Here is a 22,685-nt window from a genome sequence, read left to right as displayed (position 1 = left end):
TTTATTTCAAGAAAAAGAAAGGCGTCTCATGGCAGAACCAGTAAGCCCGACAGCTGGATTGGCAATTGCGGCCGGCACGATCACGCTGTCCGGCACCTTCCTCGGCGTGCATTACGACGCGCTCCTCGCGGGCTTCTTCGGCGGCCTGGTGTCGTTGTCCTACCTGCCGTCCATGCCGAAGTCGAAGATCGCTAGCACCGTCGCCAGCTCGTCGATCCTGGCGGGTTACTTCGCGCCGGTGATTGCCATCACCGTTCAGCACTATTTCAGCTTCCTCGAGGGCGTCGGCGATTTCATGCGGCTGGCATCGGCCGCGGGCCTCGGCGTCAGCGCGCAAGTCGTCATTCCGGTCGCACTGAACTGGATCCGGACAAAGGGAGGCGCTCAATGATGCTCGCCATCAATATGTTGGCTGCCGCGATCATTTTCGGCTGCGGCTTATTCGGCGCAATCAACAGCATGTCCAGATGTACGCGACACGGTATCCGCCTCGCCTGGGTGTTCCTCGTGACGGCGGCGCTGGCCGTCCTAGTCAGTCCGCTGTACGGGCAGACGAGCCCATCACCGATGGAAGTCCTGCGCAATGTTGGCGTCGCGCTGTTCGTCCTCGCGAACCGACGGCGGAATTGTCCCTTCTGCGAGAAAAGGAGCGCGTATGACGCCGGATGAACTGCTGAAGATCATGCCCCTGGCCAAGCCGCGCATCGCGGCTTTTTTTTCGCCCCTGTGCGCCGCCATGGAGGAATTCGAGATCAACACACCGGCGCGGCAGGCGGCATTCCTCGCCCAGGTCGGCCACGAGTCCGAGCAGCTGCTCTACGTGCGCGAAATCGCCTCCGGCAAGGCGTACGAGGGGCGCGCGGATCTAGGCAACACCGAGCCGGGCGACGGCGTGAAGTACAAGGGGCGCGGCCTGATCCAGATTACCGGGAAGGCGAATTACATCGCCTGCATGATGGCGCTCAACATCGATTGCGTGCATCGCCCCGAGCTGCTCGAGGAGCCGGTCAATGCATGCCGGTCGGCGGGCTGGTTCTGGAAAACGCACGGCTTGAATGAGCTGGCCGACGCCGGTGACCAGGTGCGGATCACGAAGCGCATCAATGGCGGGATCAATGGGCTGGCCAACCGGCTGGCGTTGTTTCAAATTGCAAAGGAGGTGTTGGCATGATCACGATCATCGATTTGTTTTGCCTGTCGGTTGTATGCCTGTTCTTCGGCGTGCCGTATTGGGTTATCAGCTGCGGAGGCGAGCGATGAATTCCCTCGCGCTCCGCATTCTTGCTCAGCTGGTCGGAGCCGGGTTCGCTTTTGGCGTCGGTTGGTATGTCAATGGCTGGCGGCTTGGACAGCAGATAGCCAAGATCGAGCGCGACCAGGTCGAAGCAGCCGCAACGGCCAGCGAAACCGCGCGCCTGAAGGAGCGGGCCTGGAATAAACAACTGGAGGATGCCAGAAATGAAGCAACGAAACGTGAAGCAACTATTCGCGCTGACGCTGCTGCCGCTCACAATGCTGCTGACGGCCTGCGGGGCGACATTGCAGACCTCCGCCGGCAACTGCCCGAGCTTGCCGCCGATGCCTGCCGTCAGCGAGCCGATACCCTCGCAGACGTACTCAGCCAGTGCACAGCAAGATATTCAGGCATGGCGGAAACGGCTGATCGACTCGTCAATGACCGACAAACCCTGATAGACGCTTGGCCGAAATGAACGCCGGCACCATCATGCAGCTGTCACCGTCGCTTATACATGCTGCAATATCGAGCCGCGTCAGGACAATTGATGATCATCGGTGACGGGTTGGCTTTCAAAGGCTTCCATAGTCCACGAACTTCCTGCTGATTCTTGTAAGTCGGATCCTTGATGATTGCTGGTGGAATCCCTGGATCAACGTCATGCGAAATCCGGCGGCCAATGTACTGACAGTTAAAGATACCCTCAAATGCAGCTTGGTGCCTGATGGTCCGCGATATAGCCCTGAAGAATTTTTCGGGATGTTCGATGACAATGCATGCGTCGTACTTGAATTCGTCCATCGCTTCCTTGTTGAAAACCTTCGTGGCGCAAAATAGGTAGTAGTTAACGCTTTCGTGTGGTTCCGTGAGTGTTCCATTACCTCTAACTGTTAGTTTTGTGCCGGGGGCAATCTTAAGAAATCCCCTGCTGAATTCAGGCTGGGTTTCCGACGTCCATACGTGGGCGCCATTCAATTCCATAAATCTGGTCTTATAGCCTTCTGTGTTGTCGCCAATAACCTCACCATGTATTTCAGTGTTTCGATATTCGTAAAGCGTGCCGATTCGCATGTTCCCCCTAGTCAGCAGAAGGTGGGTATGCTCTTTCCGAAGATATTTATATAAAACGGTCATAAAACTCTCTGGGCGAGTGAGCTCCTAGTGCGACTATTTCCATAATACAATTCCGCTATACTGCACGCCTCATCCTTAAAGAATGTGGGGGTAATAGAGAAATGAGAACTGCTGCCAAGGTCGTATTGGCGTGCCTAGCGTTGATTTTAGCCTTCCTTTACGGCGTTGCTATGATGCAATACCAGCTATTTCCGTTCCAAGTGTACGGGTGGGTTAAGCAAATTGGCAGAGGCGAGACGCCGGGTTCTGATTCCCGACTTATCGATTACCCGCGCTGGAAGGATAAAACGTCGAGCTTCCGAGCATTTCACGTACCAGCTGACGTCGTAATGATCGGAGACTCCATCACGGATGAGGCCCGCTGGGATGAGATGTTCCCCGGAGTGAGGATCGCGAATCGGGGGATCAGCAGCGATACGACTTATGGGCTACTGCAGAGGTTGGACGGGATATTGCTTACAAAGGCGAAGACGGCTTTCATCATGGTCGGCGTCAACGATGTCCTCGTCGGGCGCAGCGCGGATGCGGCATTCGCAGACTACAAAAAATTTGTGCATCTCCTGATCGATAATGGAGTGGTGCCGGTCATTCAGTCCACTATCTACACCAGTCCGAAGCAAGCTGGTAGCAAGAAGTACAACGCCAAGATCAGAGAATTGAATCAACGACTTGCGGCGTTCGCGGCTGAGTCGAAGATCGCCTACGTCGATCTAAACGCTCAGTTGTCCGACGCGGATGGGTTGAAGCAAAGCGTGACAAACGACGGCATACACCTCAACGGCGAGGGATATAGCCTATGGCGCAAAGCGATTGATGAAAAAATGAGAGGGAGCGAAGTGCGTTAGTCATCATCGCCGGGCTCGACTTTCTGTCCGAATAGTTCGTTGTTCAGTCGCTCTCTCGCCTGCACAGCCGGCTCGCCCCTGATTTCGTTGAGCAGCGCTTTGGCGATGATGCCGAGCGCACCGACGCCTGGTGTAACACTGTGCGCGAGCTGATGCGCCCGCGACACGATCGAATGATAACGCCGGATTTCCCATAGCAACCGGACAACGTCTTTGTTTCCCTTGTTGCGGACTCCGATTGCGTGGAGTTCTTCCTTAGTAAGCGGAGGCGGGAGGTCTGGCATTTCTTCTGCTCAATATGCTGTATTTGTATACAGTATATGTATCGAAGCTATGCGATGCCAAGCCTCGCTTTGATGTTGTCGATCAGCGGGCCGGCGTCGTGGTGCGTTTCCAGCTCGGCAAGCATGGCCTCGATGATCTCAGCCATTTCCAGCACGGAAAGCGGATTAACGATCGACACGTAAGCCGCACGCCATGCCGGGGCGTTGTCCTCCGATTCTTCCATGGCATCCAAACATGCTTGCTTAATGACGGGTAGGGTATTCATCTGGTTATTTTATCCAGACGAGTGCCAGTCCAAAAAGTCTCTAATATTTCGTTACGCATTGCCTGCAAGGAGTTAGTTTTAGCGTGGTTTTTGGCGTAACTTTTAAAAAGTGATCCTATGTTCTCATAGGGGAAATACCCTGCTGCATCATAGGTGTATGGCCGGAAATTTGGTCCTTCTTAAGTCCCTGATTCCTATCAGAAATCTCGCCTAACTCTTTGATTTCCTTATCCATTCCCTATTTACCTCTTTTCGCCGTTCAGATAAGAACGGATAACAACAGATTGCAACAGTTCAGGTTTTAGCGTAACTTTTAGGTCTTCTACTTCCGTGCGACCTACGCCGACACTCCGGCGGTTATAAAAGCTACGCCAAAATGACCTTTGACGCCAGAACAGCCAAGCTCCTGAAACCCGGGGAGCATATCACCTTTGCAGACCATCCGGGGCTGCGTCTGGAGTCGAGCATACAGTTCAAGACGTGGACGTACCGGTACAAGAGCCCAGTCGACGGAAAGATGAAACAGGTGAAGATCGGGAGGTGGCCCGCGATGTCATTCCACGCGGCCGTGGTCGAGTGGGAACAGGCCAGGGAAGCGCGCAGCCAGGGGCAGGATATTGCCGCTGAAAAGAAGTCCGAGCGCACTGAACTTCGAGTCGCCGAGGAGATCAAGCGCAAACGGGAAAAGGCCCAGACCTACACCGTCGAGAGGTTGTGCGAAGACTACTGTAAGCACTTGGACCGCGTGCGTAAGGAAAGGGGCGTCAAGGAAGTGCGGCGTACCTTTGACGTCATGATCGACCAGAAGTTTAAAACTACGCCGGCTGAAAAGGTAACTCGTGCTGCGGCCTTTGATCTTTTGGAAAGCTACGCCGAAATTCCTGTGCAAGCCGGGAAGTTGCGCGCCGAGCTGGCTGCGGCGTGGGACTATGCCCTCGATGCCGGCCGGATCCCGGAAACAACGCAAAATTGGTGGCGCCGGGTCATGCGTGGGAAATTGCGTTCAAAGGGAAAAAAACTGCAGGGTGAATATGTCGGTGTAGAAAAGCGCCACCTCTCCCTGGACGAACTCCGCAAGCTGATCCCTTTTCTCCCGAACTTGAGCCGCAACGTCTGCGACGTACTTACTCTCTATATCTGGACGGGGTGTCGCGGGGCTGAGCTGGTGCAAATGACGGCTGAGGAGATCAGTGTCGAGGCTGACGACGTCGTATGGTGGACGTGCCCGAAGTCGAAAACGAAGAATGCACGCCATGACAACGCGACAGATCTGCGGGTGCCGTTATTTGGCAAAGCGCGGGAAATCGTACTGCGGCGGAATGCTCTTTATAAGACCGGGTACCTGTTCCAGTCACAGGTTAGCAAGGAGAAGCACATCCAACAGAAGGTCATTCAGACGTCCGTGCACTGGCATATGCCATATTCCATGACGCTGCCGGAGCGGGTGCGTCCACGCTTCCCGGTGACCCGCTGGTCGCCGCATGACCTGCGCCGCACGGTGCGCACGCAGCTGGCTGCGCTCGGATGCCCGGATTCCGTGGCCGAAGCTGTGCTCGGGCATATGCAGCCAGGCGTGAAGGGTGTGTACAACCGGCATTCATACGATGCCGAGCGCGTCGAGTGGCTGCGCCGCTGGAATGACACGCTTAACTCTCTTTCCTGACGCCGGCGTTCGGCGGCGGGAGCAGGTCGGAGATAGGACGCGCTTCTGCCCACTCCTCAATTTCCCTCAGCAGCCATGCGACCCGGCGGCCGGAAAGCATTCGGGGCTTCGGGAAGAGGTTTTCACGAACCATTTTTTTGACGCTGGCTTCACTCAGCGACGTTGCAGACGCCACCGTCGGCAGGTCCAAATAGATCGGTTTTAATACTGCGCTCATCGGTTTCTCCAACTATGCTGCTTGCTTCATTGCGCCGGCGTCGACGCGCTTGAATTCGATTACCCACACCCACGGATTGGCATTCCAGCTGCCGGCGCCGTTGATCGATTCCCAAAGCGTGCGGTAGCTATACCTGGCGTTGGTGAAGTCGTTGTATCCATAATCGAGGTAGTCGCACCAGTTGCACTCTCCGCTGCGCTCAATGCCCTCGGCGATCGCGTCCGCCTCGCTGATGTCCTGCAGCCGCTCAACACGTACGCCGGTCACCTCCAGGACGATGCGGCAGGCGGCGCGTGGCATGTGGATCGACGGCTTCCAAACCTTCTTTATACCGAGCGAGTCGCCAAGCCGGTCACCGTGCTTGTAGGTGGCTGCATAGTCGTACTCGATCGGCTCGCCACCGTTGTAGGTCGGATCCTGCGGGTAGATCGGGCAGAAGGTCTCCCGCACCCATAGGCGGCCGCCTGGCTGTCCGTAGGGACTGCGCTTCTCGAAGTCCTCCGGTGCACGAGTGTTCGGACAGATGATGAAAGAGCCTGGCGACAATTGCCATGCAAGCTCGTTGTCCGACACGCTGAGGTCACGTCTGAGTACCGGCTGCGGTTTCACCACACGCCTCGTCTGCGTCTTGGTCCCGTCAAGGATGGCGCGCACCATCGGCGCGCTGAAAAGGATAGGGCGTTCTTTCATGCTGCGCTCCATGTCGAAACAAAGGCTTTATCCACCTTGCGGCGGAGCTTACCGATTTCCGCTAGAAAGGTGAGTTGGCATCCCAGCGGGATTTCTCCGAGCCCGAACTCCGCCAGTTGCGCCTGGTGCAGATCGGCCGTGGACTTTGGCTGCTGGCGGCATGCATCGATCAGCATGGCGTTGAGCGCAGCGTTGTATTCCTTGCTGTAGACCTGGCTGGTCCAATCGATGCGCGGCAAGGCGTCAGGTGTCGTATCGAACAGAGAAAATTGGCGATCGTTCATGCTGCCCTCGCGATCTGTTGCTCATGTGCGAAGTTCGCCTCAACAAGTGCCGCCGCCATCGGCGGGCAGACGCTATTGCCGATCATGCGGACCTGCGCCGATTTGGAAAGCGGCTTGCCGTTGACGACCGGATCGAGGATGTAGCTGTCAGGGAAACCCTGCGCGCGCGCCAGCTCTCGCGGCGTCAGCATGCGCATGCCGATGTCGACGATCGCGTAGTCCTCGCCGCGGATGGTCACCAAGCCGAGGCGGTCCTTTGTCGGCATCGTATGCATCGGGTCGCGTAGGTCCTGCCATTGGCCTCCTTCGCTGTAATACTTGACCAGGAAGGCGCGCACTTCTCCAACGTGGCCGCCGCCGGCCGTCAGAGTAGGCATTGGTTCGCGGGCGTCCTGCCCGAACTGGTTGTTCCGCAGCTTCACCAGGTGGGATGCAACAAGTGCATGGTGGTCTTGTGCCGTGATGGTGCTCATCGGATCTGGCAGCGAGGCGCCGGGAGTCTCATGGCCGCCATAGTGCTTGGCGAGAAATGCGGACACGACGGCATGCCTGTTTTCAGTCGTCTGCGTGCCAATCGGCTCGTCCATTCTGGAGCCGCGCACGTCACCCGGGCGCTTATCGCCGTAGTAGGTGGAAATGTGGGCTGTAATCAGCGCCTGCTCGCCACGGTTTGCGCCGGTTACGGTAGCAATCGGGGTTTCAATCGATGCGGTCCGGTCACCTCCCTGATGCGTCACATGCATCAGGGTTGGAAGGACCAGTGCGCGGTGGTTCTCAGTGGTCAGCGTGCCGAACGGCTTGTCCGTCGATGTCGGCTTGCCGGAATAGATCGGCCCGCCGGCACCGACGATGAACGGACTATCAGTGTTCACCACGAATTTCATGATGCCCTTGGCGATACGGCGCAAGGTCGCATCCTTCAGCGGCTTCTTGCGCTCGAAAATCGACGGGCAAGAAATAGACCAGTCGATGCACTCGGCGGCGGTGCGCCACGGCTGCAGCTTTCCCGACTTGACGGCGTCGGTCTTCGGGTCGCCGTGCGTCGGTGTTGGCCAGACAATCGGACGACCGTCCCGCCGTGCGATTAGAAACAGGCGTTTGCGGATAGTCGGAGTGCCGTAATCACAGGCGCGCAGCACTTTCCATTCGACCTTATAGCCGAGACCTGCATGCAGGCGCTCGATCGGGAAGTCATGGCCGAGCACGTCGTAAATTTCGTTCAGGTCCGGATGGTCTGTCGGAATGCCGGTGGTCAGCGCCAGCACGAAGGCCTTGAACGTGCGGCCTTTCTCTGCTTTCAGCGGCTTGTTGTCGCTGCCCAGCGGCCCCCAGTCCTGAAACTCTTCAACGTTCTCGAGCGCGATCACGCGCGGCATCTGGAACGTTGCCCATTTCAGCGTCACCCATGCCAGACCGCGAATCTTCTTTTCGACCGGCTTGCTGCCCTTGGCCTTGCTGAAGTGCTTGCAGTCCGGGCTGAACCAGGCGAGACCGATGGGCAGCTGGCGCGTAACAAAGCCCGGGTGCACGTTGAAGACGTCCTCGGTGTAGTGCGCTGCCGTCGGATGGTTGGCTGCATGCATGGCCAGCGCTTCGCCGTCGTGGTTGATGGCCACGTCGACTTCGCGTCCCAAGCCCATGGAGATGCCGGTGGATGCGCCGCCGCCACCGGCAAAGTTGTCGATCGCCAGCTCGTGGCCGAGATCCAGTGACATGGTGAAGATGTCGCGCTTCATACGTTATCCCTTGAATGCTGGCGACGGTTATGCCGCCTCTTTCAATCGGTCGAATTCAATTGCGGTTTGCGTAACCTGGACCAGATCCGCAGCGTAATCGCGCGGCAGGTTGTGTGATTCTTCAATCAGTACGGCCATCGATGCGCGCACTGCCTTGGTGTCTTCTTCGAAAATCGGCATATCGACGTCGAGCTTGGTCACCAGGCGCCGCAACGGCTCCAGCGGCATTACGCGGCCGGAGCGCTGTTCGTGCAGCTCGAACGTTTCGATCAGGCCGCGTAGGGCCGGGCCGACGGCATACCAGGTGTTTTCGCCGTCAACACGGAATACGGGAAGTCCGGCCTGCTTGCCGCGTGCGACGACAACGAGCGTGCCTTCGTTCTCCAGCTGGTCGAGGATTGCTTCCAGCGGCCGGAAAACCGCGTGTGTCTTCCACGGCTGGGTGCGCAACGTGCGCTTGCCGGTGGTCTTGACCTTGCGCTTGTGGCGCGGTTTCTTTGATGCGGGCATAGTTACGCTCCGTCGTTGTCCAGAATCGTGACTACCTTGTCGGCAGCGGCCTCGCGCTTGGCGATCTCGCGGTCGAGATACCAGCGCGCCTTCTTCAGGTCTTCCAGCGGCGCGCCTTTCTCGTCCGCGCGCCACAGGTACTTGACCACGTTGCCCAGGTTGAACGACATGTGCTCGGTGACCTGGATGCACTCCACGCCGCTCGGATGACTGATGTAGTGCTTCGGATGATTGACGGCGTCATGCGCCACGGCTGCCGTCGTGCTCATGCTGCGCTCTTCAGCTGCTGCAGTTCATTGACCGGGACCTGCCACGGTGCGCCGCAAAGCGTGCCTTCAACGCGGACGAGGGCGATCCGCTGGCCGTTGCCGATATGCGGCTTGATATCCGCGACGATGCCGGTCTGCGGACCTTCCTCGCTGTCGAAGGCGACCTTGGCGCCGGGTGTGATTTTTCGTTTCATTGCTGCCTCGAATAAGTGTCTGGTGCCGGTACGTTTCCCGCCCGCCGGCTCCGGGAGTGTTGTTCTGGTTATGACCAACAAGGGAGCGGACTTGAGGCGGGATGCCTCGCATCTTCCGGAATGAAAAAGTTGAGTCCGCTCTCTTGTTGGTGCCGGTTACGCTTTCCGGCGTCCTTGCGGACCGCATCCGACTGTTTCGCGCTCGTCGGGCTCGGCGTCGTCGTCATCGGGGCCGGCAGCTGCGCTTGGGCACTTCGTAGAGGTTTTCCCACAGCTCACCTCCAGCCACACCCTTGCCGTACTACGCCCCTTCGCTCACGGGGTATGGTTGCTAGGGTTTGCCGATCAGGACCTTGACACCGGTTTCCTTGGCCTTTTCGACGTAGGCGCTGAAGGCGTCCTCGATCACGTTTTCCGGTCGATCCAGCTCGTACCAGAACTTGACGTTGCCGCCGCCCAGGCGATACTTCAAGCGCGCGCGGATCTTGTAGCCTTCGCCGTTCTTGAACAGGCGGCAGCCAATCGCGAATTCACGAGGGATCTCGATCGCACCGGCGCCAGCACGCGCATCGATGTTCTCGGTGTAGGTCAGCTGCACCTGGCCGTTGTCCAGGCGCTTGCTGCTGTTGAAGTTGACTTCGGTCTTGGCCTGCAAGGTGAGGGCGATGGCCAGCAGCGTTTCGCCGGATGGCTCGACGACGTCGGCAATGTTGTCCTCGAGGAAAACGGCGAATACTTCCTGCTCCATCGGCTGCTTGTTGTTCTTCAACCAGGTGGCAAACTCGCGGCTCAGCTCGGCGTTGTAGACCGCGCGGAAGTCGCGCCAGCCGGCATCGGTGCTGCGCTCGCCGTACTCGTGATCGTTGAACACGGCAGTCAAGGTGCGGGCGTCCGGATCGGCGTAGATGTAGGTGCCTTGCTGGCGTGCCTGATCCTTCACGTACACGTTGAAGCTTTCGATGCTGGTCAGCGCGACGGTTCCCTTTTTGCGATAAGGCGCCGGGTTGGCCTTTTCGATCGCGGCCGTGAGGTCAACATGCTGAAAATGCTGGGGCACCAAGAGGAACGATGCCTCGCCGGCCTGCTTAATTTCGGATGCAGCGACCATCAGTGCGCCGGCCTGGCCAAGTGCGGAATCGTTGATATGGGTGTGCTGATTCATTTGCTTGCTTCCTTCAGGTTGGTCGGCTTGGTCTGCGGTGCTTCACGCAGCTCAAGGTTTTGTTGACGGGGGTGGTTGCGCGACAGGTCGTTGTCGTCGGTGAGCCAGAAGAAGTCTTCTCCGCGCTCCGGTTTCGGCAGGTCGACGGTGATGGCATCGGTGACGGTAACCTTGTCGACGTCGCCGCCGCGGCTGGCGGGCTTGATCTTGATTTTCAGCGTGAGGCCGCCGGCCTTGCCGGTTTCCTTCACCTTGGTGATCAGCTCCTCGAGCTGGCCGGATAACTCAGAATGTGCGCGACCATCGCGCAAGTCCTGAAGGAACACGGCAAAGGCTTTCGTGCCCATGGTTCTCCCTTCTTTTTGGTGGTTAATCGAGGTCGTTTGCTTGCAGCTTTTTTGCATCAAACCGCGCGAGGTGCTGCATGTGCCGGCGCGCGACGTTTTCAAGAATGATTCGGTAGGCGGGGTGCTTGAGCATGTCGTCCAGCTGCAGAGTCACGTTCAAGTTGCGGTGTGCAATTTCTAGCGACATGCGGGTCGGAGCGATACGCGCAGCCATGTCACATCCTCGCCACCAGGGGCAGATCGAGCAGCTCGTGCAGCGACTCGTCTGCGATGTTGTTCCACATCGGCTGCGGCCGGTCGGTGATCTTGCGGCGCTCGTGCGATTCGCAGATCGCGAGCACGGCGGGCAACAGGCGGGCCTGCTCGCATGCCCGGCAGCGGCAGTCCTCGGCCACCTGAATATTGCGCATCGGGCCAATCTTCGGCGTCAGCCCGCGCGCATTGATGTAGGCGCGCCCGCGCAAGCCCTGGTAGGGGTCTGGAGCGCTGCAGCGGATGCGGACGGTGCTCATTGCTTCGCCTTCACGCTGACGTAGCACGGGCCAAACAGGTCGATTGCATCGGCAATCGCATCGGCGGCGCACTTGTGGAGGGCGCTATAGGCGTAGTGGCAGCTGGAGGTGCGCACGAAGACGTTGAAGTGAATCATGCGGCACCTGTCGTCTCAGTGGACCTGCTGAGCACGAGGTTGAACAGCTTGTCGCCGAATTCCTCGCTGACGATGTTCTTGAGTGCGCCGGAGAAATAGGCGACGAAAGCGGCGGCGCGTTGTTCCGGCGTTGCTTCGCCCTGGACATGATCAATGCCGGAATCAATTGCGCGCTGAATGCGGCTGACGACTTCCTTCGGGGTTGGCTTCTGCTGCGCCATCTCTGCCTCCATCGTGTTTCCGCAACGAAGTGTTGCGCGACGGAGATATTGTGCGCTAGAAAAACTAGTAAGACAAGGAAAACTAGTGTGGAGCTACCGGCTTTTCTTAGACATTGCTGTTATATGTGGAAATGTTTTTATTCTGAAATTCGCATAAAGAATGCCCGATGGAAACCGGGCGAGTGGTGAATTAAGAAGGGCGCTTAATTTTGCGGCAGATAGGCTCGGGGCAGCTTTCGTTGAGCGCTCGGGGGATAAGGTCATTCACCTCAGTGATGATTTTCCCTAGAAGTCGGGCTGTGCTCGCCCTTATTTCTGGCGCCATGCCGTTAAATGATTCTGTTTGAATGAGGCACCCGAGCGCTGCAAGTTCACCTGCTCGAAGTGTCAAGTCCTCGGTAGCGGTCATCTCCTGGTGCAGAATGTCAAATCCCATATCCATTTCAATACCTTCTTGATTGTTTTTCACATTGCGGCATGATTGCCACACGGGAATAGTTGCACTTTGCACCTATTCTGTGAAGTATCGGATTATTAAACTACGGCGATGAAAAAAGACATCGTGCCGTTCGGTTTAAGAATTCCAACGGATATAAAAGAGCAGCTTGATCAATCTGTGGCGAAGTCACAGAGATCATTGAATGCCGAAATCTTGGCGCGATTGATAGAGAGCTTTGCCGCAGATCAAAAAAAATTGGCTGACTTTACGACAGGTGAGTTAGTACAAGAGCTGATCAGAAGAAATGACCCTGGCAGAATCGAGATAAGTATCGGTGGATTTGGCCAAGAAATAGCGCGGTAAAGGTGCTATTTGGTGCTAGACAAAGCTCTCAAGGCGAGCTATCACCACTCCGCAGACATGAGCATCTGCCTTAATTGGCATGATGCGATTGGGCCAAGAGGGATTTAGCGCCTCCAAATACCAGCTCTTTCCATCGATGAGAAGCCTCTTAAAAGTAGCTTCATTAGTTTCTTCGAGTTTTGTAATCACGAGCGACTTGTGCTCTGCGGCGCGATCCGGGTCGACAAAGATAACGTCTCCATCGTCAAAGGATGGTTTGCTGCCAGGATTCCGCATGCTTTCGCCTCTAACCCGTAGGGCATAAGTGCGTGGGCCATGTTTAACAGGGCACGCAATCCATTCTTCGGCATCGCCGACGTTGTATTGATCTTGAGCTTCGCACCAGTCTCCTGCCTGGACCCATGAGATCAGAGGAATGGGCTTTTGATTGGATTCAATGTCCTGGACATTGAAGTCTGGCTTGCGACCTGTAGTTTTGATCTCCGCGACCATAATGGTGTTGCCACTTCTTACGACAATATCAGGTCCGGAAAGCAGCCAATCCACCGTCACATTAAGTGCTTGGGCAACGGCATCTAACCGGGATCGCTTAGGTGCCGTCCCGCCTTCTTTCTCCCATTGCTGAACCGTTTGCCAACTGGAGACGCCGACCCGTTTGGCCAGTTCGTCCATGGTCAAGCCGAGTTCAAGCCGCTTTGTCTTAATTCGTTCGTGGATTGTCGTCATGGTGGAACCATAAGCACAAGTATTTATAGTGGCAATGCAAAAGTTTCTTGCGCGCACTAGAAAAACTAGTAGAATAAAGCGCATGAAGAACGAAGCGCTGAACCTCGCGATTGGCAGATTCAAAACTCTGAAGGCGTTTGCAGATGCCCTCAGCACTATGGAACGTCCTGTTTCTTATCAGGTTGTTCAGCAATGGCTGATCAATCGCGTTCCGGCTGACTATTGCCCTTCAATTGAGCGAATTACTGATCGCGAGGTGACATGCGAACAACTGCGCCCAGATGTTGAATGGGCTGTGCTGCGTTTCTCCTGCGCTGCTCCAGAAAGTGGGCGGCACGCATGCGACAAGAAGGGATAGACCAACGTCCAGGCGGTGGGCTTCGGCTCGCCGCCTTTTTTTTGGCCTGAAATCAGTTTTTGAGAAATATCAATCATCGTTTCCTCGCGGATAAAGCTCTGTTGATGGAACGATAGTTGAAAAAAACACATTCCACATCGGTAATAAAAGGGAGGTTTACCGTGACCTGTAAATATTCGGAGATCAATCAGCACGACGCGCTTTATAAGATTGCGCGCTCGTTCAAAGGCGGTATCGAATCGGTGGCGCAACGCATGGGGAAGACAGTTCCCGTCATGTACAACAAGCTGCGGCCTGGGATCATGACCCATCACATGACGTTCGAGGAGGCCACGGAAGTGATTGAGCTGTGCATTGACGCCGGTGTGCCGGATGCATTGCTACCTGCACAGGCGTTCGCCTGGCGTCTCGGGCAAGTGCTGGTTCCGGTTCCGAGCCTGGACAATGTGCGCGATGAGGATCTGACGCAGACCGTGTGCCGGGCCATGAAGGAATTCGGTGATGTGGCCTCGGGCATTTACGACGCGTTAAATAACGACGGCAAGATCAAGTCCGACGAGCTTGAGAAGCTCGAAAAGGAATTTCGCGAGGCGATTGGCGCGATGACCGAACTGCGGGCCCGCGTGCGTGCTCGTGCCGGAAATGATGCGGAGGCGTAGTCATGACCGCACTGAAGATACCGAAGCTATCGGCAGCTCGTGCGCCAAAGCGCGTCGCAATGCCGAAATTCCGGCGCAACGTTAAAGCAGCGACGTCGCTCACCGAGGCAATTCATCGCGTGCTGTCACGTACGCATACCAATGCACAGCCGTTCGGCGTGTTCGCCATCAGCGGGCGCCTGGTGATATCGAACGCCAATACCGATCGCTTCAAGGCGTTGCAACGCCGAGCACCCGAGGCCTTCATCGGCATGTACGGTCCCGGCCTGCGCATTGCGGATGCGCTAGAGGATCTGTGCGAGCATTTCACTGATGAGGTGGCCGATGGCACATGATCCGGGCATTGATCCGAGCCTGGTTCCTGTGTCTTTACGTGAGCGCGCACAGTGGCTTATATGGCGCTTCGAGCCGGGTGAGAAAAAGCCGAAGAAGATGCCCTACTATGCGAGCGGCGCGCGGCGCGTTGGCAAGCAGGGCGACGAGGCTGACCGCGCTGCGCTTGTCACACTCGACAAGGCTCTGGAGGTGGTGCGGTCCACGAATGGACGTTATTCCGGTGTCGGATTTGCTTTTCTTCCCAATGATGGGTTGATCGGCATTGACATCGATGGCTGCATTAATCGTGAGGACGGCGCGATTACCGAGCGTGCGCAGAACATCATCGACGCTTGTGACTCCTACACGGAATACTCGCCCTCGGGCACCGGTGTGCACATCATCGTTGCCGGCGAATCCGAGACATTTAAATCCAATGAGATCGGGCTCGAGGTGTTTTGTGGACGGCAATATTTTACGTTCACCGCGAAGCCGTACATGGGGTGTAGCAGGGGAATCACGCCAATATCCGATGCGGTATTGAACCGGCTGCGGGTGACGGTGAAAGGAGCAAAGAACCTGGTGCGTTCTGCGACGCCGCCCGTTGCCGGTCCGGTGGACGAGCGTGCCAAGCTGGAATCAGCGTTGGCGGTCATTCCGGCTGACTGCGGCTATGACGAATGGATACGCGTTGGCATGGGTATTTACGATGCCTTGGGTGAGGGTGGCATCGGCGTGTGGGATTGGTGGTCCCAAAAGTCTGGCAAGTACGGCGGGCTGAAGGATCTCGAATCGCACTGGAAATCATTCGGCAATGGCAGCATCACGGTTGCCAGTGTCTACAAGATGGCTGTCGACCGAGGGTGGCGGCCGCCAAAATCACCCCGGCTAACCCCGGCTGCGGCGAAAAAAACAGCGTCTACCCCTGGCCCGGCTAGCGCGTCGCCAGTTGCCGCTCCGGACAGAGAGCAGCCTCATTGGCGCGATACCCTAATAGCCAAGCCGCGCGGTGGACTCGAAGACTGTCGGGAGAATGTCCACATCATCCTGATGAACGACGAGGCTCTGAAGGGGCTGGTCGCGCTGAACGAGTTCTCCATGCAGCAGGTGAAGCGGCGGGTGCCACCATGGGGCGGCGAGCTCGGCGAGTGGACCGAGGGCGATGATTTCAGCCTGGGCCTGTACCTGGCGCGCAACTACAGCATCATCATCAAATCAGATGGCGCAATCGAGAAAGCCGTCGCGCAGGCTGCGAGAGAAAACCAGTTCAACCCTGTAACGGAGTATCTCCGATCATTGACATGGGACGGCGAACAGCGGTTGCACACCTGGCTAACCGATGTGATGGGCGCCGAGCCGACGAAATACCACGCGCTGGTGGGCACGCTGTTCCTCATGTCGATGGTGGCGCGGGCGTTCTATCCGGGCTGTCAGATGGATTACATGCCGGTGTTTGAGGGCGGGCAGGGTGCTGGTAAGTCATCTGCTCTGCGCGTGCTCGGCGGCGACTGGTACAGCGAAACGCCGTTCAAGGTCGGCGACAAGGATGCGTATCTGGCGATCCAGGGCGTCTGGCTCTACGAGATCGCCGAGCTTGATTCCTTCAACAAGGCGGACTCGACGTCGATCAAGGCCTTTATCACCAACAAGACAGATCGGTTCCGTGCTCCATATGGCCGGCGCATGGTGAATGTGCTGCGGCGAACCTGCTTTGCTGCGACCACCAACCAGGATGAATACCTGAAGGACTCCACGGGCAACCGGCGTTCATGGCCGGTGCGCTGCGGGAAGATCGATACCGAGATGTTGGCAGCGGTCCGCGACCAGCTGTTTGCGGAGGCGGTTGTATTGATCGAGCAGGGAGAGAAATGGCATCCGACGCGGGAAGAGCAGCGCGAGCTGATCGAGCCTGAGCAGGAGGCGCGGGAGCTGGCCGATCCGTGGGAGCCGCGAATCCAGCGGTATGTGGATGGCGAGGCGTTGCATGTGGGTGGGACGCCGCGCCCTGGCGGCAGGATCGATGAGGTGACGTCCGAAGAATTGCTTACAAAAGCCCTGGAGATCGATATCGGCAAGATTAGCGGCGCGAAGACCGAGACGATGCGTATCGCGTCGTGTATGAAGCGCATGGGGTGGGAAAAGAAGCGGCGAAGTACCGGCGGTCGGGAATGGTATTACCTGCGCCCGTCAAAGCCGGCGCCTGCGCAAGCCGTGGTCAGGGGTGAAGTCGACGAGCTCGACGACCTGCCGATCTAGCAGGATAGGTTCGTCCAACCCGTCCGGGTCGTCTAACCGCATGGCAAAAGGTTGGACGCCTAACCCCCTGATGGCGCAAGGCTTCGTCCAACCTCCTAACCCGTCCAACCTGTTTTACGTGCGCATACGCACGGGAGTGAAGATCAATATCTTATGAGAATTTGAATGTGGTTAGGATGGTTAGGAGGTTAGACGGAGCCTTATTTGATGCGGTTTTTCATCGTCCAACCATTTTTTGCAGGTTAGGAGGTTAGACAGAGTGTCGAAGAGCAATCTGAGAGAAAAGATGCCGACGGTAACAGCGTTCATCGATGACCTGCGAGAAGCATTTGGCAAGGAAATGATCGACGGACAGATTCGCAGGGGGATACGAGGAGAACCGGTGTTTTACGCCTGCGAAAACGGCGTCGAGATCGGGACCAAGGTGAATAGCGGCGCAGCCGTGCGCGTGACGTGGGACGCGGTAACCGGACGTGCGGTGTCAGAAGAAATCAAAAGGGAGAGCGACAAGTGATCAAATGGGTCGATGAAAGGCTGGAACGGTGGGGCGAGTGGATGAACGGGCTGCGTCGAAGCGGTGGCGCTGGTGGCAGCTATCCGGCCTACCAGCCCGTGCATATCCGTGGGACCGCCGGTCCTGACCTGTGCGCGGACGCTGATGAGATGGAGATCGACACCGTTATGGCCGGCGTCAAGGCGTCAAAGAAGGAACTGTACGAGACCGGCTATCAGCGCTATGTGCAAGGCATGTCCAATCAGACCATTGCCGGGCGCATGCGCTGCCATGTGAACACCGTTTATGCGCGCATGGAATCGCTGCACAAACTGGTGGAAAAGCGCATGGCAGAGCGCAAATCCGCGATAGCAGATACTAACGCGTGAAACTTTTTCCTTTTGTGACGTGTATGCATACCCTAGAAACCATTGGAGAAAATACGTAGGATTCAGCTACGCTTTGCAGCGCGTTCGGAATGACGAATTCGCAGCTAAGTGCTCGGTAATCTCCTCCGGTGAAACTCCCCATCGGCCTCGCCGCAACGTCGTCAATATCCTACGGCGCTGCGGCTTTTTTACTTCAAACGCCATGGCCACACGAGCAAAGACAGTTTGCCGACATCCAGCGTGCGGGAAGCTCGTTGATGCGCCGGGCTATTGTGACAAGCACTCTGCGCTGTACCGGCGACAAAGTGATGAGCGGCGTGGCAATGCGAACGAGCGCGGGTATGGCCGCAAGTGGCAGAACGCACGCGAGACATACCTGCGCGAGCATCCGCTGTGCGAGTGCGACGAATGCCGGCGCGAAGGGCTGATCATTCCGTCTACTGTGGTTGACCACATCGTTCCGCACAAGCTGAAGGAAGCGAAGGACAGTGGCGATCCGGCAGCGGTCACTCGCGCACAGTCCCTGTTCTGGGACAGGAAGAACTGGCAGGCGATGTCGAAGCCATGCCACGATCGCAAGACCGCGCGCGAGGACGGCGGCTTCGGACGCTGACCCCCGGGGGTGGTCAAAAGTCTGCCGAAAATCGACGTAGACCGTCCGGTTCGTCAATTTTCGCGTAGCTATATTTTTGGAGTAGGGGGGGGGTAAGGAAATCAGCCCTCCATCCTGCAGGACTTCTTTTTTCTTGGATCTGAAGAATCATGAGCGCAGAGAGCCATTTAACGGCGTTGCCATCGGTTGACGATGACATGGCTACGTCCGTGCCGCCTGCTGTCGCGGCAATTCTTTCGGAAATTCCGGACCAGATCACCAAGCTGTCCGCCAAGGAAAAGAAAATCTGGAGGCACGTCACCCAGGCGCTGCATGAGTACGGACTGATCCATCGCACTGACGCGATGATGCTGACCATCATCTGTCGCACGTTCGTCAACTGGGTGGATGCGGAGGACGAGCTGGACCGCGTCAAGCGTGACAATGGCGGCAGCCATATCCGCGAAAGCAAGAACGGATACCGGGCGCCGGATCCAGCCTACTACATGGCACGGGACTACAAGAAACAGCTGCTCGCCTGGTTGCCCGAGGCGGCGCTCACCATCCCCAGCTTCCACAAGATCAAGGGCGAGGCCATCGGCGATGGTCCGCAGGGCTCACTCTTCGACGATCCAATCGAAAAGTTCCGTTCGCAGAAGGCCGCGATCGGGATGCGGATCGTCGGCAAGAAGTGAGCGCGCCGAAGCAGGCGCGCACCGCCACCTTCGACTGGGACGCCTACGGCAGAGCGGTGCTCGCCGGCGAGATTCCGGTTTGCCGCTGGACGCGGCTCGGCGTTGAGCGGCATTATCGCGACCTCGAAACCGGGCACGAGCGAGGCCTGTGGTTTTCCGAGGCTCATGCCCAGCACGCGCTGGAGTCATTCCTGTTCCTCCGTCATTCAAAGGGCGAGTGGGCCGGGCAGATGTTTGTACCGTCGCCCTGGCAGCAGTTCTGGGTGGCGCTGGCCTTCGGCTGGATGCGGGCAGACGGCACTCGCCGCTTCCGCGAGGTATGGGAGGAGGTTCCGCGTAAAAACGGCAAGAGTACGAAGCTGGCCGGCGTCGGCCTGTACCTGTTCGTGTTCGACGGTGAGGGCGGCTCCGAGGTCTATACGGCTGCGACCAAGCTGGAACAGGCGCGCATTACGCACGACGAAGCCGTGCGCATGCGGCAGGCAAGCCCACACTTGCGCCGGCATATCGCGGAGCGACGCAGCGAGCTGTACGTAAGGGGGAAGGCCGATAAGTTCGTGCCGCTGGGCCGGGACTCCAAGTCGATGGATGGCTTGAACCCGCACGGCGCGATCCTGGATGAGGTGCACGCCCATCCGAATCGCGAAATCTACGACGTCATCAAGTCGGGGCAGGGTGCGCGCCGGCAGCCGTTGATCTGGGAGATCACGACCGCCGGCTTCGATCTGAGCAGCTTCGGGTACGAGCAGCATTGCTATGCCGAGAAGGTGCTCGAAGGGATAGTCCAGGATGATGACTTCCTCGCCGTGGTCTACACGGTTGATGATCCGAAGAAGTGGGACGATCCGATCGAGTGGGCCAAGGCAAACCCGAATCTGGGCGTGTCGGTGTATCTCAGCGGCCTGCGGGATGCTTGCGAGCGGGCAAAGCGGCAGCCGACCGAGCAGCCGAACTTCAAGACCAAGCGCCTGAATATCTGGCTTGCTGGCGGAGAGAAGTGGATCCCGGTCGACGACTGGCGCAAGTGTGGCGATGCGAACCTGACGCTGGACGACTTCGCCGGCGAGGAATGCTGGATCGGCCTTGACCTGGCTGAGAAAAGCGATATTGCAGCCGTCTGCCTGGTGTTCAAGCGTGGCCGCAAGCACTACGTGTTCTTCCGTTTGTACTTGAACGAGGCGGAGGTTGCGAAGCCGGAAAACGATCACTTCCGGCGCTATCAAGGGCTCGGCGAATTGATCGTCACAGACGGCAATGCGACGGACTTCGATGTGATCCGCAGCGACCTGGAGTCCTTCTACAAGAAGTTCGAGCTGAAGGAGGCCGCCTATGACCCGAAGTTTGCAGCCTACTTCGTGACGAAGCTGATCGATGCCGGCCTGACCATGGTCGAGATCACGCAGACGTCATCGCACTTCACGCTACCGATCATCGAGGTCGAGAACCTGGTGCTTACCGGCGACCTGCAGCACGAAGGAAACACATGCGTGGAGTGGATGATAGGTAACGTCATCATGCGCGAGTCCAAGTTCTCCGGGCTCAAGCATCCGACGAAAGATAAGCCGGGCGAGAAGATCGATGCTCCGGTCGCCATGCTGATGGCGATGGGGCGTGCGCTCATGTTCGAAGACAACAGTATTGACCAAGGGTTTGTCTCTCTCTAATGCTAAACACGATCAAAAAATGGTTTTCCGGCAAGGGGAGCGGAGAAGTTGCGTCCATACAAAACGCGACGCTTGTGAGATCGAGTGATCCGCAGGTCATCGAACTGCTCGGTGGTGCGCCATCGGCATCCGGTTTCCCGGTGACCGCAGATACTGCCATGCGGGTATCTGCGGTGTATGCCTGTGTCCGGTTACTCGCCGGCGCGATCGCCGCGATTCCGGTTTCCGTGTACAAAGAGTCGAATACAGGTCGCGAGGAAATTGAGCCGGCATTGTGGTGGCTTCTGAACGAGCAGCCGATCGAGAACTGGACCGCGGCTTCAATGTGGGAGTGGGTGATCAAGTCGATCTGCCTGCGTGGTGACGGCTTCGTCGAGATCGTACGTAGCATGGCCAGCATCAAGGCAATGCGTCCGCTGCATCCCGACTACGTCGAGGTGCGCAAGATCGGCGATGCCCTGGTGTACATCGTCACTGATTACCAGACCGGGGAAGTTCGCGCGGTGCACCAGGATGACATGCTGCACTTTGCAGGATTCGGCTTCAATGGCATGCGCAGCATGTCGGTCATTCAATGGGCGGCATTTCAGTCCATTGGCGTTGCATTGGCCGCAGACGCTTATTCCGGAAAGTTCTTCGCCAACGGCGCGGCGCCGAAGCACATTATCACTTCGCCCAATAAGATGGACGAAGGGCAGATCGATCAGCTCAAGAAAGAGTACGAGAAAAAGTATTCCGGGGTCGATAACGCGGCAAAGCCGATGGTATTGACGCAAGGGCTGACAATCAAAGAAATGAGCATGACGGCTGGCGATGCCCAGCTGCTGGAGTCGCGCAAATTTCAGGTCATCGATATCGCGCGTGCGTTTGGCGTTCCGCCGCACATGATCGGTGCTCAGGAAACGACAAGTTCATGGGGTTCGGGCGTCGAGCAGATGACAATTGGCTTCGTAAAGTTCTCGCTTCAGCCGTACATCACCCGACTCCGGCAGGAGCTCAACCGGAAACTGTTCCGGCGTGCCTCGCCTTTTGTCGAGCACAAGATGGAGGCGCTGCTCGCCGGAGACTCGAAAGCAGAGGGCGAGTATATGCGGCAAGCCCTCGGAGGATCGCAGGGGCCGGGGTGGATGACGGTGAACGAACTTCGAAAGGCGAAGAATCTGCCGCCGATTACTGGCGGCGACGTGCTTTACGACCCGACCAAGCAGCAAAGCCAGCAACCACGACCGCCGGAACAGCCGCCGCACCCAGACCAACCGCCGCAACCGCAGCAACCTCCGAGAAGGACAGAACACGATGAAAAAGCTCGTTCAACTGATTCGCAATAACGCCAGCCGCGATCCGGTGAAAATTCGCGCCGAGGGCGATGCCGCCACGATCTACCTCTATGACGTGATCGATCCCTACTGGGGCATCGGCGCTGCCGAGTTCAACAAGACGCTCGCCGAGCTGAGCGGCCAGGCGGTAACGCTGCGGATCAATTCTCCTGGCGGCGACGTGTTCGACGGTCGGGCGATGGCGACGGCGATCGCGCAGCATGGCAACGTCACCGCCTATATCGACGGGCTCGCCGCCAGCGCTGCTACCTATGTGGCGATCGCGGCAAAGAGCGTCATCATGGCTGAGGGTTCCTTCTTCATGATCCATGAGGCATGGACGATGGCTTACGGTAACAAGCATGACTTGACCGAAACAGCCGCGCTTCTGGACAAAATCGACGGCTCGATCATCAACGACTACGCCAAGAAAACCGGCAAGTCCGTCGAGGAGATCGCGGCCTGGATGAAGGCGGAAACATGGTTCACGGCGCAAGAAGCGCTCGACAACGGCTTCGTTGATTCAATCGGTGACGCGCCCGCCGCCAACAACAGATGGGATCTTTCGGCATACAGCAACGCGCCGAAGATCGAACAGAAGCAGGACAACTCTCCGAACTGGGAGGTGGTCCGACAGCGCAACCTCAACCGGCTGCGCCTGCACGAAATCGGCTAACGCGCTCGCGCAACTCCGATTACTGCCGCCTTGAGC

General features: G+C 57.6%; 36 protein-coding genes. 18 read left to right on the top strand and 18 right to left on the bottom strand.

All coding sequences use genetic code 11. From position 1 onward, the window contains the following. Positions 1 to 28: 28 nt before the first annotated feature. The 4 genes from TSA66_RS08190 to TSA66_RS08175 all read left to right on the top strand — a co-directional run bounded on the left by TSA66_RS08190 (position 29) and on the right by TSA66_RS08175 (position 1,712). The gene (locus TSA66_RS08190; RefSeq protein WP_157691542.1) at positions 29 to 391 is read left to right on the top strand and encodes a restriction endonuclease; all 363 of its coding nucleotides are present in this window, start codon (positions 29 to 31) and stop codon (positions 389 to 391) included. Further along, positions 388 to 669, top strand: a complete 282-nt coding sequence (locus TSA66_RS08185; RefSeq protein WP_052451979.1) for a hypothetical protein — start codon at positions 388 to 390, stop codon at positions 667 to 669. The genes TSA66_RS08190 and TSA66_RS08185 overlap by 4 nt, the downstream gene beginning before the upstream one ends. Then, positions 656 to 1,171: a glycoside hydrolase family 19 protein gene (locus tag TSA66_RS08180; RefSeq protein WP_040038618.1), complete on the top strand. Its 516-nt coding sequence runs from the start codon at positions 656 to 658 to the stop codon at positions 1,169 to 1,171. Before TSA66_RS08185 ends, TSA66_RS08180 begins: the two co-directional genes overlap by 14 nt. An 85-nt stretch (positions 1,172 to 1,256) precedes the next feature. Beyond that, positions 1,257 to 1,712: a DUF2514 family protein gene (locus tag TSA66_RS08175; RefSeq protein WP_040038617.1), complete on the top strand. Its 456-nt coding sequence runs from the start codon at positions 1,257 to 1,259 to the stop codon at positions 1,710 to 1,712. 23 nt (positions 1,713 to 1,735) lie between these two features. On the opposite strand, the gene TSA66_RS08170 is transcribed toward TSA66_RS08175, so the two are convergent. Continuing rightward, positions 1,736 to 2,308: a hypothetical protein gene (locus TSA66_RS08170; RefSeq protein WP_198358656.1), complete on the bottom strand. Its 573-nt coding sequence runs from the start codon at positions 2,306 to 2,308 to the stop codon at positions 1,736 to 1,738. A 164-nt stretch (positions 2,309 to 2,472) separates the two neighbouring features. Between TSA66_RS08170 and TSA66_RS08165 the strand changes: the two genes are divergently transcribed. Next, a complete protein-coding gene (locus tag TSA66_RS08165) occupies positions 2,473 to 3,216 on the top strand; it encodes a GDSL-type esterase/lipase family protein (RefSeq protein ID WP_040038615.1) in 744 nt (247 codons plus the stop codon). Here the strand turns inward: TSA66_RS08165 and TSA66_RS08160 are convergent. Beyond that, the gene (locus TSA66_RS08160) at positions 3,213 to 3,500 is read right to left on the bottom strand and encodes a hypothetical protein (RefSeq protein WP_040038614.1); all 288 of its coding nucleotides are present in this window, start codon (positions 3,498 to 3,500) and stop codon (positions 3,213 to 3,215) included. The two genes, TSA66_RS08165 and TSA66_RS08160, sit on opposite strands and share 4 nt — an antisense overlap. A 47-nt stretch (positions 3,501 to 3,547) precedes the next feature. After that, positions 3,548 to 3,724 carry a hypothetical protein gene (locus tag TSA66_RS08155; RefSeq protein WP_157691541.1) on the bottom strand — a complete coding sequence of 59 codons (177 nt, stop codon included), beginning with the start codon at positions 3,722 to 3,724 and terminating at the stop codon, positions 3,548 to 3,550. Positions 3,725 to 4,142: 418 nt separating this feature from the next. Between TSA66_RS08155 and TSA66_RS08150 the strand changes: the two genes are divergently transcribed. Then, on the top strand, positions 4,143 to 5,429 hold the full coding sequence (locus TSA66_RS08150) for a tyrosine-type recombinase/integrase (RefSeq protein ID WP_040038651.1): 1,287 nt from the start codon (positions 4,143 to 4,145) through the stop codon (positions 5,427 to 5,429). On the opposite strand, the gene TSA66_RS08145 is transcribed toward TSA66_RS08150, so the two are convergent. From TSA66_RS08145 to TSA66_RS08085, 14 genes are all read right to left on the bottom strand, one after another. Continuing rightward, the gene (locus tag TSA66_RS08145) at positions 5,413 to 5,646 is read right to left on the bottom strand and encodes a helix-turn-helix transcriptional regulator (protein ID WP_040038650.1); all 234 of its coding nucleotides are present in this window, start codon (positions 5,644 to 5,646) and stop codon (positions 5,413 to 5,415) included. The genes TSA66_RS08150 and TSA66_RS08145 overlap by 17 nt on opposite strands. Before the next feature lie 12 nt (positions 5,647 to 5,658). Next, complete coding sequence (locus tag TSA66_RS08140) at positions 5,659 to 6,336, bottom strand: hypothetical protein (RefSeq protein WP_040038649.1); 678 nt, start codon at positions 6,334 to 6,336, stop codon at positions 5,659 to 5,661. Next, positions 6,333 to 6,620 carry a hypothetical protein gene (locus tag TSA66_RS08135; protein WP_040038648.1) on the bottom strand — a complete coding sequence of 96 codons (288 nt, stop codon included), beginning with the start codon at positions 6,618 to 6,620 and terminating at the stop codon, positions 6,333 to 6,335. Before TSA66_RS08135 ends, TSA66_RS08140 begins: the two co-directional genes overlap by 4 nt. After that, entirely contained in the window at positions 6,617 to 8,356 is a 1,740-nt protein-coding gene (locus tag TSA66_RS08130; RefSeq protein ID WP_052451988.1) for a DNA cytosine methyltransferase, read from the bottom strand. Before TSA66_RS08130 ends, TSA66_RS08135 begins: the two co-directional genes overlap by 4 nt. Positions 8,357 to 8,383: 27 nt before the next feature. Further along, entirely contained in the window at positions 8,384 to 8,866 is a 483-nt protein-coding gene (locus TSA66_RS08125; RefSeq protein ID WP_040038647.1) for a hypothetical protein, read from the bottom strand. A 2-nt stretch (positions 8,867 to 8,868) separates the two neighbouring features. Next, complete coding sequence (locus tag TSA66_RS08120; protein ID WP_040038646.1) at positions 8,869 to 9,135, bottom strand: DUF3310 domain-containing protein; 267 nt, start codon at positions 9,133 to 9,135, stop codon at positions 8,869 to 8,871. Beyond that, on the bottom strand, positions 9,132 to 9,329 hold the full coding sequence (locus TSA66_RS08115; RefSeq protein ID WP_040038645.1) for a hypothetical protein: 198 nt from the start codon (positions 9,327 to 9,329) through the stop codon (positions 9,132 to 9,134). Before TSA66_RS08115 ends, TSA66_RS08120 begins: the two co-directional genes overlap by 4 nt. A gap of 331 nt (positions 9,330 to 9,660) precedes the next feature. Beyond that, positions 9,661 to 10,491 carry a DUF2303 family protein gene (locus TSA66_RS08110; RefSeq protein WP_052451987.1) on the bottom strand — a complete coding sequence of 277 codons (831 nt, stop codon included), beginning with the start codon at positions 10,489 to 10,491 and terminating at the stop codon, positions 9,661 to 9,663. Next, positions 10,488 to 10,838 carry a hypothetical protein gene (locus tag TSA66_RS08105; protein WP_052451986.1) on the bottom strand — a complete coding sequence of 117 codons (351 nt, stop codon included), beginning with the start codon at positions 10,836 to 10,838 and terminating at the stop codon, positions 10,488 to 10,490. The genes TSA66_RS08110 and TSA66_RS08105 overlap by 4 nt, the downstream gene beginning before the upstream one ends. 22 nt (positions 10,839 to 10,860) lie before the next feature. Further along, positions 10,861 to 11,052: a hypothetical protein gene (locus tag TSA66_RS08100; RefSeq protein WP_040038644.1), complete on the bottom strand. Its 192-nt coding sequence runs from the start codon at positions 11,050 to 11,052 to the stop codon at positions 10,861 to 10,863. 1 nt (position 11,053) lies between these two features. Then, the gene (locus TSA66_RS08095) at positions 11,054 to 11,350 is read right to left on the bottom strand and encodes a hypothetical protein (RefSeq protein ID WP_040038643.1); all 297 of its coding nucleotides are present in this window, start codon (positions 11,348 to 11,350) and stop codon (positions 11,054 to 11,056) included. After that, on the bottom strand, positions 11,347 to 11,487 hold the full coding sequence (locus TSA66_RS26805; RefSeq protein WP_157691547.1) for a hypothetical protein: 141 nt from the start codon (positions 11,485 to 11,487) through the stop codon (positions 11,347 to 11,349). Before TSA66_RS26805 ends, TSA66_RS08095 begins: the two co-directional genes overlap by 4 nt. Further along, positions 11,484 to 11,708 (bottom strand): hypothetical protein, encoded by a 225-nt coding sequence (locus TSA66_RS08090; RefSeq protein ID WP_157691546.1) that lies wholly within the window; start codon positions 11,706 to 11,708, stop codon positions 11,484 to 11,486. Before TSA66_RS08090 ends, TSA66_RS26805 begins: the two co-directional genes overlap by 4 nt. 190 nt (positions 11,709 to 11,898) lie before the next feature. Next, positions 11,899 to 12,177, bottom strand: a complete 279-nt coding sequence (locus tag TSA66_RS08085) for a hypothetical protein (RefSeq protein WP_157691545.1) — start codon at positions 12,175 to 12,177, stop codon at positions 11,899 to 11,901. A gap of 78 nt (positions 12,178 to 12,255) precedes the next feature. Here TSA66_RS08085 and TSA66_RS25455 point away from each other — a divergent pair, with 78 nt between their 5' ends. Beyond that, complete coding sequence (locus TSA66_RS25455; RefSeq protein WP_040038640.1) at positions 12,256 to 12,510, top strand: Arc family DNA-binding protein; 255 nt, start codon at positions 12,256 to 12,258, stop codon at positions 12,508 to 12,510. Between the two features lie 15 nt (positions 12,511 to 12,525). Here the strand turns inward: TSA66_RS25455 and TSA66_RS08075 are convergent, their stop codons facing one another. After that, on the bottom strand, positions 12,526 to 13,236 hold the full coding sequence (locus TSA66_RS08075; RefSeq protein ID WP_040038639.1) for a LexA family protein: 711 nt from the start codon (positions 13,234 to 13,236) through the stop codon (positions 12,526 to 12,528). Positions 13,237 to 13,318: 82 nt separating this feature from the next. On the opposite strand from TSA66_RS08075, the gene TSA66_RS26090 reads away from it, so the two are divergent. From TSA66_RS26090 to TSA66_RS08025, 11 genes are all read left to right on the top strand, one after another. Next, the gene (locus TSA66_RS26090; protein ID WP_084199166.1) at positions 13,319 to 13,594 is read left to right on the top strand and encodes a transcriptional regulator; all 276 of its coding nucleotides are present in this window, start codon (positions 13,319 to 13,321) and stop codon (positions 13,592 to 13,594) included. Positions 13,595 to 13,710: 116 nt separating this feature from the next. Then, on the top strand, positions 13,711 to 14,253 hold the full coding sequence (locus TSA66_RS08070; protein ID WP_232429369.1) for a phage regulatory CII family protein: 543 nt from the start codon (positions 13,711 to 13,713) through the stop codon (positions 14,251 to 14,253). Positions 14,254 to 14,255: 2 nt separating this feature from the next. Continuing rightward, positions 14,256 to 14,588, top strand: coding sequence for a hypothetical protein (locus tag TSA66_RS08065; protein WP_040038637.1), 333 nt, complete (start codon positions 14,256 to 14,258; stop codon positions 14,586 to 14,588). Further along, positions 14,578 to 16,824, top strand: coding sequence for a VapE domain-containing protein (locus TSA66_RS25450; protein ID WP_052451985.1), 2,247 nt, complete (start codon positions 14,578 to 14,580; stop codon positions 16,822 to 16,824). Before TSA66_RS08065 ends, TSA66_RS25450 begins: the two co-directional genes overlap by 11 nt. 286 nt (positions 16,825 to 17,110) lie before the next feature. Next, positions 17,111 to 17,338, top strand: coding sequence for a hypothetical protein (locus TSA66_RS08055; RefSeq protein ID WP_052451984.1), 228 nt, complete (start codon positions 17,111 to 17,113; stop codon positions 17,336 to 17,338). Then, positions 17,335 to 17,706, top strand: coding sequence for an antiterminator Q family protein (locus tag TSA66_RS08050; protein WP_040038635.1), 372 nt, complete (start codon positions 17,335 to 17,337; stop codon positions 17,704 to 17,706). Before TSA66_RS08055 ends, TSA66_RS08050 begins: the two co-directional genes overlap by 4 nt. Before the next feature lie 202 nt (positions 17,707 to 17,908). Then, the gene (locus tag TSA66_RS08045; RefSeq protein ID WP_040038634.1) at positions 17,909 to 18,319 is read left to right on the top strand and encodes an HNH endonuclease family protein; all 411 of its coding nucleotides are present in this window, start codon (positions 17,909 to 17,911) and stop codon (positions 18,317 to 18,319) included. 149 nt (positions 18,320 to 18,468) lie between these two features. Beyond that, complete coding sequence (locus TSA66_RS08040) at positions 18,469 to 18,993, top strand: P27 family phage terminase small subunit (protein WP_198358658.1); 525 nt, start codon at positions 18,469 to 18,471, stop codon at positions 18,991 to 18,993. Further along, complete coding sequence (locus tag TSA66_RS08035; RefSeq protein WP_040038633.1) at positions 18,990 to 20,657, top strand: terminase large subunit; 1,668 nt, start codon at positions 18,990 to 18,992, stop codon at positions 20,655 to 20,657. The genes TSA66_RS08040 and TSA66_RS08035 overlap by 4 nt, the downstream gene beginning before the upstream one ends. 74 nt (positions 20,658 to 20,731) lie before the next feature. Next, on the top strand, positions 20,732 to 21,985 hold the full coding sequence (locus TSA66_RS08030) for a phage portal protein (protein ID WP_157691544.1): 1,254 nt from the start codon (positions 20,732 to 20,734) through the stop codon (positions 21,983 to 21,985). After that, positions 21,954 to 22,649 (top strand): head maturation protease, ClpP-related, encoded by a 696-nt coding sequence (locus tag TSA66_RS08025; RefSeq protein ID WP_040038632.1) that lies wholly within the window; start codon positions 21,954 to 21,956, stop codon positions 22,647 to 22,649. The genes TSA66_RS08030 and TSA66_RS08025 overlap by 32 nt, the downstream gene beginning before the upstream one ends. Positions 22,650 to 22,685: the final 36 nt, after the last annotated feature.

The organism is Noviherbaspirillum autotrophicum, from assembly GCF_000818395.1.
GTDB lineage: Bacteria > Pseudomonadota > Gammaproteobacteria > Burkholderiales > Burkholderiaceae_D > Noviherbaspirillum > Noviherbaspirillum autotrophicum.
This window is presented reverse-complemented; position numbering and strand designations above follow the sequence as displayed.